Below are 13,149 nucleotides of genomic sequence, written 5' to 3'. Positions count from 1 at the left end.
CAGGGCAGAGGCGGCTCAGGGCAGGGGTCGGCTCAGGGCAGGTGGTCGGCGAGGTAGCGGCGGACGAGCTGCTTGCACTCGGCGATGAGCTGCGGGTCGCCCGCCGGGTCGGCGCGGAAGGCGAGCTTGAGCACCGCGTCGGTGGCCTCCACCGCGACCAGCAGCGCGCGGTCGAGGCCGGACCCGGCGGGCGCGTCCAGCAGCTCCTTGGTGAGCAGGCGCAGCCGGTCGGCGACGATCTCATTGTTGTCCCTGGCCTCGTCGAGCGCCCGGTGGGTGCCGGGGAGCGCGGGCCCGCCGGGGGCGATGAGCACCTCGCCGAAATCCACGACGCCGAAGCCGGGGGTGGTGCGCTTCATGTGGACGAACTCGTCGACCGCGAGTTCGACGAGGTCGGTCCAGTGGCCGAGGTCGGCGGCGGCGATGCGCTGCGTGATCCGCTCCAGGAACGCGTCGAGGTTGCGCAGCGCGAGCGCCCGCACCAGGGCCTGCTTGTCGCGGAAGAACTGGTAGAAGGTGCCGATCGGCACCTCGGCGCGGCGCGCGACCTCCTTGGTGGTGAGCGCTTCGTAGCCCACCTCGTCGAGCAGCAGCGCGCACTCGTCGAGCATGCGCTCCACGCGGACCGCGCTGCGGCGTTGGGCGGGACGGCGGCGCAACACACTCGTCATGCCTCCATCCTTGCGCATTACCTGCAGGTAAAGGGAATCCGAGGTGACGGAGTTAACATGAGCCACACTCGCATCAACTGAGGAGCGCGCATGTTCCTGTGGGGCACCGCCACGGCCGCCTACCAGATCGAGGGGGCCGCCGACGAGGACGGCCGCGGCCCGTCCGTCTGGGACGTCTTCGCCCACGAGCCCGGCCGGGTACGCGACGGCCACACCGGCGACGTGGCCTGCGACCACTACCACCGCTGGCCCGAGGACGTCGCCCTCATGGCCGGCCTCGGCGTCAACGCCTACCGCTTCTCCGTCTCCTGGCCCCGGGTGCTGCCGAGCGGCGCGGGCGAGGTGAACGCCAAGGGACTCGACTTCTACGAGCGGCTGGTGGACGCCCTGCTGGAGCAGGGCATCCAGCCGGTGCCGACGCTGTTCCACTGGGACCTGCCGCAGGCGCTGGAGGAGTGCGGCGGCTGGCTGAGCCGCGACACCGCCGCCCGCTTCGCCGACTACGCGGCCGTCGTGGCCGGGCGGCTGGCCGACCGGGTGCCGCTGTGGATCACGCTGAACGAGCCGTTCGTGCACATGGCCTACGGCTACGCCATGGGCGTGCACGCCCCCGGCCGGGCGCTGCTCACCGAGGCCCTGCCGGCCGCACACCACCAGCTGCTCGGGCACGGCCTCGCGGTGCGGGCGCTGCGCGCGGCCGGGGCGCGCGAGGTGGCGATCACCAACAACTGCACGCCCGTGCGGCCCGCCTCCCAGGAGGAGCCCGACCTGCGGGCGGCCGAGGCGTACGACATCCTGCACAACCGGCTCTTCCTCGACCCGGTGCTGCTGGGCGCGTACCCGGACCTGTCGGCGTACCCGCCGGGGCTGGACTGCGTGCGGGACGGCGACCTGGAGGTCATCGCCTCGCCGATCGACGCGCTCGGCGTCAACTACTACAACCCCACCAGGATCGCCGCACCGGAGGCCGGCGCCGGGCTGCCCTTCGCCGACGCCGGCCTGCCCGGCCACCCCACGACGGCCTTCGGCTGGCCGATCGTCCCCGACGGCCTGCGCGAGTTGCTCACCGGGCTCAAGGCCCGCTACGGCGCGGCGCTCCCGCCGATCCACATCACCGAGAACGGCTGCTCACAGGAGGACGTGCCCACCGAGAGCGGCACCGTCGAGGACGAGGGCCGCATCGCCTTCCTGCGCGACCACATGGCGGCGATGCGGCAGGCGATGGCCGAAGGCGTGGACGTGCGCGGCTACTTCGTCTGGTCGCTGCTGGACAACTTCGAGTGGGCCGAGGGCTACCACCAGCGGTTCGGGCTGGTGCACGTGGACTACGCGACGCTGCGGCGCACCCCGAAGGCGTCCTACCGGTGGTACGCGGAGTTCGTACGGAGTCAGAACACCGACACGTGAACGTGGTCGTAGTGGTTGGCCGTGACGCCGCCGCGGTTGGACATCGGATCCCAGCCGCCGCCGGAGCGGATGTCGTAGTAGCGCTGCTTCCAGATGATGTACATGACGCCGATGCGGGCGCCGTTGCTGATCAGCCAGGCGGCCAGGGCGTCGCCGTTGGCCGCGTCGGCGCCCGTGGCCATGGTGCCGCCGCGTGACATCATGAAGTCGCAGGCCCGGCCCTTGCCGTGCTCGCCGGGGTCGCCGGGGCGCAGGCAGCCGACGCCGTACTTCATGGGGAAGTTGGCCATGATCTCGGCGCGGACCGCGACCATGCGGGGGGTCAGGCCGTCGGCGCCGCCGGGCTGCTGGAAGCCGAATTTGTTGAGCAGGCGCTGGATCTCGTCGCGCTTGCTCTGCAGCCGCTTGATCTCCCGCTTCATCTTCTGGATCTTGTCGTTGGCGTTGAGCTTCGCCTCTTTCGACTTCTTGATCAGGCTCTGGATGCTCTTGACCTTCTCGGTGCGCTCGACGGCCATGTAGGAGAGGTTGGCGGCCTGGCCCAGGATCTGGTGGGGCTCGGCGCGCATGCCGAAGAGCTTGGTGTTGTCGAGCGGGCCCAGGATGTAGGAGGCCTGGGCGATCCGGCCCACGTCGGCCTGGGCGGCGCGGAGCTGCGCTTCAAGGTCGCCGCTGGTGTCGGTGGCCCTCTTGGCCTGGATCCTGATCTCCTCCAGGCTCTGGATCTGGCCACGGTAGAGCTCGTTGAGCTGGGCCGCCTGCTTGGTGAGCCTGCGCAGCTCGGCGGGGCTCGGCGCGGCGGAGGCGGGCGGCGCGCCGGAGAGGGTGAGCAGCCCGGCGAGGACGGCGACCAGAACGGCGACGCGTCCGGTTCTCACACCCGCCCCCTCCTTCATGGTCGGTCCGAAACTATAGAAGATGATCTTGATATCTGTCATCCGAACGACCGAACTGCTGCACCTTTAGCGAGGTTCCGGCGATTTGTCGGATTTAAGGGGGACGTAAAAATTTGGGCCTTGTAGGGATCGCTCCAACGGTCTGAGATGGCGGTCGAATCCGTCTCGCAAGGGGGGCAACAAGCGTGACTCGATTAACGACCATCGCCTCGGCCGTCGTGCTCGGAGTGGCCACGGCCGTCGTGGCCCTGCCGGCCCAGGTCTCCGCGGCGCCGCTCCCGCCCTCGGACCGCATCGAGCTCTACGAGCTCGACAGCGCGCCCGGCACCGGGCAGACGCTCAGGGAGAAGGGCTTCGACGTCGTCCAGCAGCAGGTCGAGGGGGGCAAGGAGCACGTCGAGCTGACCGCCGCCGCGGCCGGGCTCGCCGGGCTCAGGAAGCTCGGCTACAAACCCGAGCCCGTACGCAACCCACAGGGCCAGACCCAGCTCGAAGCCGCCAGATCCCAGGCGTCCGGCGGCTACACCGTCTGGCGGTCCTACTCGGAGCCCGGCGGCATCGCCGACCAGCTCAAGGCGCTCGCGGGCGCCAACAAGGACGTGGTCAAGCTCCAGTCCATCGGCAAGACCCTGCGGGGACAGGACATCCTCGCCGCCAAGGTGAGCACCGGGGCCAGGCTGCTGCCCGACGGCCTCAAGCCGGCCACGCTCTACTCCGCCACCCAGCACGCCCGCGAGTGGATCGCCACCGAGGTGGACATGCGGCTGCTGAAGTACGTCCTCGCCAACAAGGGCCGGCTGCGCGACCTGCTCAACAGGACCGAGCTGTGGTTCGTCCCGGTCGCCAACCCCGACGGCTACGACTTCACCTTCACCGAGGGCAACCGCCTGTGGCGCAAGAACCTGCGCGACGTGAACGGCGACGGCCAGATCACCGTGGGCGACGGCGTGGACCCCAACCGCAACTACCCCACGAACTTCCACTACGACGAGGAGGGCTCCTCCAGCATCCCGAGCAGCGAGACCTACCGCGGCTCCGGCCCGGCCAGCGAGCCGGAGACCCGGGCCCTCGACGGGCTGCTCAAGCGGGTCGGGTTCGAGATGCAGCTCAACTACCACTCCTTCGGGCCGCTGCTGCTCTACCCCGCCGGCTTCCAGATCGCCACGCCCACGGCCGACAACCCGATCTACGAGGCGATCACGGGTGACGACGAGCATCCGGCCGTCCCCGGCTTCGACCCCGACCTCGGCGCCGAGCTCTACACCACCAACGGCGAGACCACCGACCACGCGCACTACGCGTACGGCACGCTGTCCTGGACGCCGGAGCTCGACGAGGGCTGCGACGGCTGCGGCTTCGTCTTCCCCGACGACGAGGCCCTGGTGCAGGCGGAGTTCGAGAAGAACTTGCCGTTCGCGCTCGACGTGGCGAACTCGGCGGTCAACCCGGTCGAGCCGGTCAACCACCTGGGCAACACCACCCCGGACTTCGTGCTCGACCCGTTCCAGGTCAGTTACGGCAAGGACCAGGTCGTGCAGGTCAACGCCAAGCGCAAGCTCGGCCCGGTGCTGCTCAACTGGCAGGTCAACGGCGGGCGTACGAAGACCGCGCTCACCGGCGAGTGGAAGGGCGGCGAGCGGTACGGCAAGGGCTACGACCGCTACTACCACTGGATGCGCGGCAAGATCACCGGGACCAAGCCGGGTGACCGGGTGAAGGTCTGGTTCAGCGCGATCGGCAAGAAGAGCGCCGACTTCACCTACACCGTCGCCTCCGACATCGGCGGCAAGGTGCTCGTGCTCGCCACCGAGGACGTCACCGGCCTCAGCCCCGCCCAGGGCGCCACCGAGGCCAAGTACGCCGCCGCCTACACGGCCGCGCTCACGGCCGCCGGATACACCTCCGACGTCTACGACATGGACAAGATGGGCCGGGTGCCGCCGCATCCGCTCGGCGTGCTCAGCCACTACAAGGCGGTGGTCTGGGAGACCGGCGACGACATCATCCCGAGGTCGCAGGGCCAGGTCCCCGGCACCACGTCCAAGGGCGGGGTGCAGACCGAGCTGGCCGTGCGCGACTACCTCAACGAGGGCGGCAAGCTGCTGCACGCCGGCAAGTACCCGTCGTACGCGGCCAACAACAACGGCGCGTACTACTACGAGCCGGACGCCGGCCAGCCCGAGTGCACGGTGCCGGACGACCCGCCGTGCATCCCCGTCTTCAACGACTTCCAGCAGTACTACCTCGGCGCCTACGTCTTCTTCGACGACGCGGGCACCGACCACGACACCGGGCAGCCGTTCCCGCTGCGGGGCCAGGGCGGCGCGTTCGAGGGCTTCCAGGCCGGCCTGGAGCCGAGTCACACCAACTCGTTCGTGGCCACCTCGGCCATCCTGCCGGCCGCGCAGTTCCCGCTGTTCGCCAGCTCCGCGCAGGTCAAGTGGGTACGCCCCGGCGGCCCGTTCGACCCGCACACCGGCTCCTGGGACGTCTACAGCGGCATCGCCGACGTGTCGTGGAAGCGGCTGACGACGACCGTGGACCTCACCGGGAAGAGCAGCGGCGAGCTGACGTTCTGGACGTCGTACGACACCGAGGCCGACTGGGACTTCCTGACCGTGGAGGCCAGGACGGCGGGCGGCGACGACTGGACCACGCTCCCCGACGCCAACGGGCACACCAGCCAGAGCACCGGCGAGAGCTGCCAGACCGCCAACAGCGGCGGCTGGCGGGTGATCCACCCGTTCACGCAGCGCTACCAGGGCCCGGCCTGTGAGCCGACCGGCTCCTCCGGCGCCTGGCACGCGGCCTCGGGCAACTCGGCCGGCTGGCAGCAGTGGCGGATCGACCTGACCCCGTACGCGGGCAAGCGGGTCGAGCTGTCGATCTCCTACATCAGCGACTGGGCCACCCAGGGCGCCGGCGTCTTCCTGGACGACGCCAAGGTGACCCTGGACGGCGCGACGGCCGTGGAGACCTCCTTCGAGAGCGATCTGGGCGGCTGGGCCGTCGGGGCGCCGCCGGCCGGCACCTCGGTCTCCATCAACAACTGGTTCCGTACCGACCAGGTCTTCGAGGAGGGCGGCGGCATCGTCACCAAGGACACCGTCTACCTCGGGTTCGGCGTCGAGAGCGTGACCGACCAGGCGGCGCGTACGGACCTCGTCAAGCGGTCCATGCGGCACCTGCTCGGCGACCGGCGCTAGCGGGCGCGACACGGAGGGGCGCGGCGCGGGCCGCGCCCCTCTTGCGTGCGTGAGCAGAACATGATTCGGTCGCCTTTGAGGCATACCCCCATCCCGTCCAGCAGGAGGCTCTCGACATGCGCCAGCACGACACGCTTTTCATCGGGGGCGAATGGGTGGCCCCCGCGGGCACCGGCACCATCGACGTCATCTCGCCCCACACCGAGGAGGTCGTCGGCCGGGTGCCCGACAGCACCGCCGCGGACGTCGACCGCGCCGTCGCCGCCGCCCGCGAGGCGTTCGACCACGGGCCCTGGCCGCGCATGACGTTCGCCGAGCGGGCCGAGGTCATCGCCCGGCTGGCGGCGATCTACAACGAGCGGCAGAGCGAGATGGCCCAGCTCATCACCGAGGAGATGGGCTCGCCGATCACCTTCTCCAACCTCGCGCAGGCGCCGCAGCCGCTGGAGATGCTCAACTTCTACGCCGAGCTCGGCAGGACGTTCGAGCAGGAGGAGCAGCGGCCCGGCCTGTTCGGCCCGGTGACCGTGCGCCGCGAGCCCGTCGGCGTCGTGGCCGCCGTCGTGCCGTGGAACGTCCCGCAGTTCGTCACCATGACCAAGCTCGCGCCCGCCCTGCTGGCCGGCTGCACGGTCGTGCTCAAGCCCGCGCCCGAGACGCCGCTGGACGCGTACCTGCTGGCCGAGTGGGTCGTCGAGGCCGGCATCCCGGCCGGCGTGCTCAACATCGTGCCCGCCGGGCGCGAGGTCGGCGAGCACCTGGTCTCGCACCCCGGGGTGGACAAGGTCGCCTTCACCGGCTCCACCGCCGCCGGCCGCCGCATCGCCTCCATCTGCGGCGAGCAGCTCAAGCGGGTCAGCCTGGAGCTCGGCGGCAAGTCCGCGGCCATCATCCTGGACGACGCCGACCTCGCCTCCAGCATGGGCTTCCTGTCCCTGGCCTCGCTCATGAACAACGGCCAGGCGTGCGTGGCGCAGACCCGCATCCTCGCCTCGCGCAACCGCTACGACGAGGTCGTGGACGCCGTCGCGGGCATGGTCGCCTCCCAGCAGGTCGGCGACCCGGCCGACCCCACGACCGGCATCGGCCCGCTGGTCGCCAAGCGGCAGCAGGAGCGGGTCGAGGGCTACATCAAGATCGGCATGGACGAGGGCGCCAAGGTCGTGATCGGCGGCCTCGACCGGCCCCAGGACCGCGGCTGGTACGTCGCCCCCACCGTCTTCTCCGGCGTCACCAACGAGATGCGCATCGCCCGCGAGGAGATCTTCGGCCCGGTCCTGGCGGTGATCCCGTACGAGGACGAGGCCGACGCCGTCCGCATCGCCAACGACAGCGACTACGGCCTGGCCGGCACGGTGTGGACCGCCGACACCGAGCACGGCATGGACATCGCCCGCCAGGTCCGCACCGGCACCTACGGCGTCAACTGCTACCTGCTCGGCGCGAACACGCCCTTCGGCGGCTACAAGTCCAGCGGCATCGGCCGCGAGCTCGGCCCCGAGGGCCTGTCCGGCTACCTGGAGTACAAGAGCATCGCCCGCCTGGGCTGAGCCCTTGCGTGAGAAGCGGCCCCGCGCCCAGAGGGTGCGGGGCCGTTCCCGTGCCGAAGGCCACCCAGCGCGCCCCCGCGACGCTGGGCAACCGCCTGACTACTGAAGTATGTCCCATGTCCAGCCCGTAGCCGGATTTCATCCCCAGGGACTTTCTCCCGGCGGTTTCCTTCCATACGCCTCAGTACGACGTGTATTACTCAGGAAAAGTTCAAGGAGATCCATTTGCCGATCCGGCGGACGAGATCAGGGGTCGCCGCGGCCTCCGCGTGCCCGTAGCCCGGCTCGATCCAGAGCTCCTTCGGCTCGCGCGCCCCCGCGTAGATCTGGTGCGCGTGCTCCAGGGGGAAGAACGTGTCGGCGTCCCCGTGGACGACCAGCAGGGGGACCGGCGCGATGAGCGCGGCGGCCTCGTACGGCGGCAGCGGGACCGGGTCCCACGGGGCGCGGCGGATCCTGGTGCGCTTGACCAGCCGCGCCGCGAACCGGCCCACCGGCTGCTCGATCGCCCAGTGGACCTGGCGCATCGGCCTGGTGCCCCGGTAGTACCAGCGGGCCGGGCCGCTCACCGCCACCACCGCGTCCACGCCCTTGAGCAGCCCGGCGTGGCGCACGGCCACCGCCGCGCCCATCGAGAAGCCGACCACCGCCACCTTCTCGTAGCCGATCCTCCGCGCGTGCCGGACGGCCGCCTCGACGTCCAGGATCTCCACGTCGCCCACGGTGGTCTCGCCGCCGGAGCGCCCGTGGCCGCGGAAGTCGAAGGCGAGCACGCCGCCGTAGCCGCTCAGCACGTGCACGATGCGGCGCGCGGGGCGCTCCCGCCACGAGCCCGTGAAGCCGTGCGCCACCACGATCCCGACGCCGTTCCCAGGCGCGCCGTTCCCGGCCGCGCCGCCGGTGTGGCGGGGCGGGGTGTGGGCGGCGTCGATGCGGACGCCGTCCTCGGTCCTGAGCATGACGGAGAAGCTGGGCGCGAAAGGCATGGATGCGAGCTTAGGCGCGGCCCGCGTCCTGCCCCCGACCGGCGTCCCCCTCCCCCGCCGTGTCGTCCCTGCGGGGGACGCCCAGGTCAGCCACGCCCAGCACGATCCGCACCCACGACTCCTCGGCCGCCCGCACGGCGTGCGGCACGTCGGAGATCATCACGCGGGCGCGGCTGGCCCGTACGCGGTCCCTCAGCGTGGCGGCGGGGAGGTCGGCGGGCATGGGATAGGCCACGCCGCCCGCGGCGATCACCGCGTCGGTCGCCACCAGCAGGTCGGGCCCGACGGGCAGGCAGATGAGCACGGTGTCGCCCGTCCGCACGCCACGCCGGCGGAGCTGGACGATCGCGACGGCCGACCGCTCGTCGAGCTGCTCCTCCGTGAGCTTCACTCCGGTGTCCGCGTCCATGATGACGTAGCGCTCATCCATGCCGACCACCGTAGGGAGGGCGTCTCGTGCGTACATGGGGCGGAATATGCAAATCCCTATGCAGTCCCTATGCAGAAGGGCCCGACGCCTGCTCGGCCGCCCACACCGCGATCTGGGCTCGGGAGGTATAGCCGAGCTTCTCCATGATGTTGGCGATATGCCGGGCCACGGTGGCGGGGCTGATGACCAGCTCCCCGGCGATCGCCCGGTTGGACAGGCCGCGGGTGAGCAGGCCAGCGATCTCCTGCTCGCGGGCGGTGAGCAGCGGGCGGCGTACCGGCTCGACCGGCACCGGAGGCTCCCGGCGCGGCTGCCGCTCGCCCTCCAGGACGCGGCGGGCGGCGTCGTCGGGGCCCATGACCCGGCCCCGCGACCACAGAGCGGCCGTACGGCCCTCGCCGAGCCGGGCACGCGCCCGGCCGAGCAGTTCCTCGATGCGGAGCGTGGCGTGCTGCTGGCCGATGGACTCGCGCAGCGCCGCGGCCGCGGCGGCGGCCGGCAGCGCGCCCTCCAGGTCGCCCTCGCACTCCGCCAGCACCGACAACCCCATCAGGCAGCGCGCCACGCCCTGGCGCTGGCCGGTCTCCCTGCTCAGCGCGAGGCTCGCGGCCAGCCGCCGCCGCGCGACGGCGAACTCGCCCAGCATCGCCGCCACCCGTCCGCCGTGGGCCAGGCAGCGGGCCAGGTCGCCGTCGGCGCCCAGCTCGCGCAGCCAGGGGACGGCCATCTCGTACCTGGCCTTGGCCGTCACCAGATCGCCGCGAACCTCGGCCACCGCGCCGAGCTGCGCGGCGGCACGGGCCATGATCCACCGGTGGCCGTGCTCGCGGGCGCGGGCCAGCGCCTCCTCGCCGTGCCGCTGCGCCTCCCGCAGCCGGCCACGGGTCAGCGCCACCGCCGACAGCCCGGCCAGCCCCGCCGCCTGGTTCCACGGATCGCCCGTACGGGTCGCCGCGGCCAGCCCCTCCTCGGCATGGCGTACCGCCTCGTCGACGCGGCCCATGCGCAGCAGCACCACGACGACGAGGCTGTGCATGACGCAGCGCGGGAACACGTTGTCCGGCGCGAGGCCCGCCAGGCTCTCCTCGGCCGCCTCCAGCGACCGGCTCAGCTCGTCACGCGCCTCCAGGCCATAGGCCAGGTACGCCTTCGCGTGCGCGACCTGCTCCGGAGACACCGCCGACACGTCCAGCGACAGCAGCCGCTCGATCCAGTCGACGATCTCCGCGGGATTGCCGCCCAGCGGCAGCAGGGCCGTGCTGACGGTGCACAACCGCAGGCCCAGCGCCACGTCGCCGGACTCGACGGCCCAGTCGAGCGCCGCCCGCTGGTCGTCCAGCAGGCTCCGGCTCGCGGTCAGCGCCCGCAGCCGCTCCGGCCACGGCACGCCGGGGTCCACCATCTCGGTCGCGAAGAGACGTTCCTGCAGCTCGCACATCACGCCGAGGTGCCGCTCGCGCAGCAGCTCCCGCTCGCCCGCCTGACGCAGCCGCTCCAGCGCGTAACGCTTGATGGTCTCCAACAGCCGGTAGCGGGTGCGGTTCTCGTCGCACAGCACGAGCGACTTGTCGACCAGGCCGCCGAGCAGATCGACGATCTCCGCCTCGGCGACGGGCCGCACGGCGCACACCCGCTCGGCCAGGCCGAGATCGAACCCGCCCGCGAACACCGCCAGCCTGCGCAGCACCACCTGCTCCTTGTACGAGAGCAGGTCGTAACTCCACTCGACGGCCGCGAGCAACGTGCGCTGCCGTGCGGGGGCCGTGCGTCCGCCCGTGGTGAGCAGCGAGAATCTGTCGTCGATGCGGTCGGCTATCTGGCCGGGACTGAGCAGGCTCGTACGGGCCGCGGCCAGCTCCAGAGCGAGCGGGAGCCCGTCCAACGCCCGGCACAGGCGTACGACGTCGGCGATGCTCTCCGGCCCCAACCGCGTCCCCACGGCCGCCGCCCGATCAAGAAACAACTGCACCGACTCCACCTCCACCACCCCACCCCACCTCCCCCAATCACCCTCTTTCTCCTCCTCACCACCATCCCCCCACCTGACCACCCCGCCCTGCTCATCGCCCACCCCACCGGCGGCCCCTTCCCCCACGCCCACCACCCCGCCCGCCACGCCCAGCACCCCGCCTGCCGCATCGGCGCCCAGCACCTCATACGCTGACCCGCCGCCCACCACCCCGCCTGCCGCGCCTCCGCCGCCTTCCACCCCAAGCGCCGCACTCCCGCCGACGCCCAGCACCTCGCCGCCGGGAATTCCCGCACCACTCCGCGTCCCACCGCCCACATGCCGCTCCGCGCCACCCGCGAACTCCCCACCACGAGCCGCCTCGCCCCCGCCAGCGCCCAGCAGCTCATGCGCCGCATCGGGCCCCACCGCCCCCCGCGCCACAGCCCCGCCAACGCCCACGACTCCACAGGTCACACCACCACCGGCGCCCATCACCCCGCCCACCACAGTCCCGTCGGCGTCCAGCACCCCGTCCGCCGCGCAACCGTCGGCGCCCAGCCCCCTGCGCCCCGCACTCCCGCCGCTTTCCACTCCGCGCGCCACACTCCCGCCGACGCCTACCACCTCACCGCCGAGGTTTCCCGCACCACTCCGCGTCTCACCACCCACATCCCGCTCCGCGCCACCCGCGAACCCCCCACCACGAGCCGCCTCACCACCACCAGCGCCCAGCACCCCACCCGCCGCGCTCCCGCCGCCATCCGCCCCGCGCGCCACACTGCCGCCGCTTTCCACTTCACGCGCCGTACTCTCGCCGGCGCCTAGCACCCCGCCGCCGGGGGTTCTCACGCCGCCCCGCGTCCCACCACCCACATCCCGCTCCAGGCCACCCGCAGCCTCCCCACCACGTGCCGCCTCACCCCCACCAAGGCTCACCACGCGGCCCGCCGCCCCACCGCCGCCTTGTACTTCGCGCGCCGCACCACCGCCAGCGCCCAGCACCCCGTCCGCCGCACCACCACCAGCGCCCCACAACTCACGCCCCGCACCCCCAGCGGCGCTCATCACGCCGTGCGCCGAACCCCCATCGGCCCCCAGCACTCCGCCCGCCGCACCACCCCCGGCGCCCATAGCCCCTCGCGCCGCACTTTCACCGACGCCCAGCACCTCGCCGCCAGAGGTTCCCGCACCACTCCGCGTCCCACCACCACCCACGTCCCGCTCCGCACCATCCGCGGCCTCCCCACCATGAGCCGCCTCACCCGGCCCCCCGCCGACCGGTCCTCCCCCTCCTAACCACCCGCCGTCGTCGGCAGCGGTCCCGGCTCCCTCAGGGGGTGCCTTGCCCGGTGGTGCCTGGCCGCGGCCGCCCGCAGCAGCGGAGCCGGGTTGCTGCTCGGGAAGGGGCCGCGCAGGGGGCAGGGCGGCGGGGCCGTACGGACGGGCGGGGGCGGTGAGGGCGGCGGCAGAGTCCAGGCGGAGGACGGGGCCGGGGTCCAGGCCGAGGACGGGGCCGGGGTCCAGAGCGGGGTCCAGGGTGGGGTCCGGGTCGGGAAGGTCGAGTGGGGGGACGCGCCAGATCAGCTCGCTGGCGATGCGCAGCGGCTCCCGGCTGGTGGCGAGCACGCTCAGCCGCGGGCAGGCGGCCACCAGCCCCGCCGTCACCTCGGCGCAGGCGTCCACCAGGTGTTCGCAGTTGTCGAGCAGCAGCAGGCAACGCAGGTCGCGCAGCCGAGCCGTAACGGTGTCGAGCAGCGGCCGCCCGGTCTCGGCCCGCACTCCCAGCACGCGGGCGATCTCGGGGACGACCAGCTCGCCCCGCCCGAGCCGGGCCAGCTCGACCAGCCAGACGCCGTCCGGGTACGCGCCCGTCAACCCCGCCGCGACCCGCAGCGCCAGCCGCGTCTTGCCGATGCCGCCCACCCCGCACAGCGTGACGACCCGCGTCCGCCCGAACAGCCCGCGCAGGTCGTCGAGGTCGCGCTCGCGCCCGACGAACCGGTTGGGCTCTGCCGGAAGGTTGTGCCTGGGGGGCTCTGGCATGCGGTCACC

General features: G+C 72.3%; 8 protein-coding genes. 3 read left to right on the top strand and 5 right to left on the bottom strand.

The window, feature by feature from the left end; genetic code table 11:
• Positions 1-32: 32 nt before the first annotated feature.
• On the bottom strand, positions 33-671 hold the full coding sequence (locus SMD20_RS38325) for a TetR family transcriptional regulator (protein ID WP_329590645.1): 639 nt from the start codon (positions 669-671) through the stop codon (positions 33-35).
• Between the two features lie 90 nt (positions 672-761).
• Between SMD20_RS38325 and SMD20_RS38320 the strand changes: the two genes are divergently transcribed.
• Positions 762-2,078 carry a GH1 family beta-glucosidase gene (locus SMD20_RS38320; protein WP_329590643.1) on the top strand — a complete coding sequence of 439 codons (1,317 nt, stop codon included), beginning with the start codon at positions 762-764 and terminating at the stop codon, positions 2,076-2,078.
• Here SMD20_RS38320 and SMD20_RS38315 read toward each other — a convergent pair.
• Positions 2,060-2,956, bottom strand: coding sequence for a coiled-coil domain-containing protein (locus tag SMD20_RS38315; protein ID WP_329590641.1), 897 nt, complete (start codon positions 2,954-2,956; stop codon positions 2,060-2,062). The two genes, SMD20_RS38320 and SMD20_RS38315, sit on opposite strands and share 19 nt — an antisense overlap.
• 203 nt (positions 2,957-3,159) lie before the next feature.
• Here SMD20_RS38315 and SMD20_RS38310 point away from each other — a divergent pair, with 203 nt between their 5' ends.
• Positions 3,160-6,180, top strand: a complete 3,021-nt coding sequence (locus SMD20_RS38310) for a M14 family metallopeptidase (RefSeq protein WP_329590640.1) — start codon at positions 3,160-3,162, stop codon at positions 6,178-6,180.
• Between the two features lie 116 nt (positions 6,181-6,296).
• On the top strand, positions 6,297-7,730 hold the full coding sequence (locus tag SMD20_RS38305; protein ID WP_329590637.1) for an aldehyde dehydrogenase: 1,434 nt from the start codon (positions 6,297-6,299) through the stop codon (positions 7,728-7,730).
• Positions 7,731-7,930: 200 nt separating this feature from the next.
• Here SMD20_RS38305 and SMD20_RS38300 read toward each other — a convergent pair whose 3' ends face one another.
• The 3 genes from SMD20_RS38300 to SMD20_RS38290 all read right to left on the bottom strand — a co-directional run bounded on the left by SMD20_RS38300 (position 7,931) and on the right by SMD20_RS38290 (position 13,140).
• Complete coding sequence (locus tag SMD20_RS38300; protein ID WP_329590635.1) at positions 7,931-8,716, bottom strand: alpha/beta hydrolase; 786 nt, start codon at positions 8,714-8,716, stop codon at positions 7,931-7,933.
• Between the two features lie 10 nt (positions 8,717-8,726).
• Entirely contained in the window at positions 8,727-9,146 is a 420-nt protein-coding gene (locus SMD20_RS38295) for an AMP-binding protein (RefSeq protein WP_329590634.1), read from the bottom strand.
• 67 nt (positions 9,147-9,213) lie between these two features.
• Positions 9,214-13,140 carry a LuxR C-terminal-related transcriptional regulator gene (locus tag SMD20_RS38290; RefSeq protein ID WP_329590632.1) on the bottom strand — a complete coding sequence of 1,309 codons (3,927 nt, stop codon included), beginning with the start codon at positions 13,138-13,140 and terminating at the stop codon, positions 9,214-9,216.
• Between the last annotated feature and the right edge of the window lie 9 nt (positions 13,141-13,149).

This window comes from Nonomuraea sp. LP-02 (assembly GCF_036289125.1).
Classification (GTDB): Bacteria; Actinomycetota; Actinomycetes; order Streptosporangiales; family Streptosporangiaceae; genus Nonomuraea; species Nonomuraea bangladeshensis.
The sequence above is the reverse complement of the archived record's forward strand: the minus strand, read 5'-3'. Positions and strand labels throughout refer to the sequence as shown.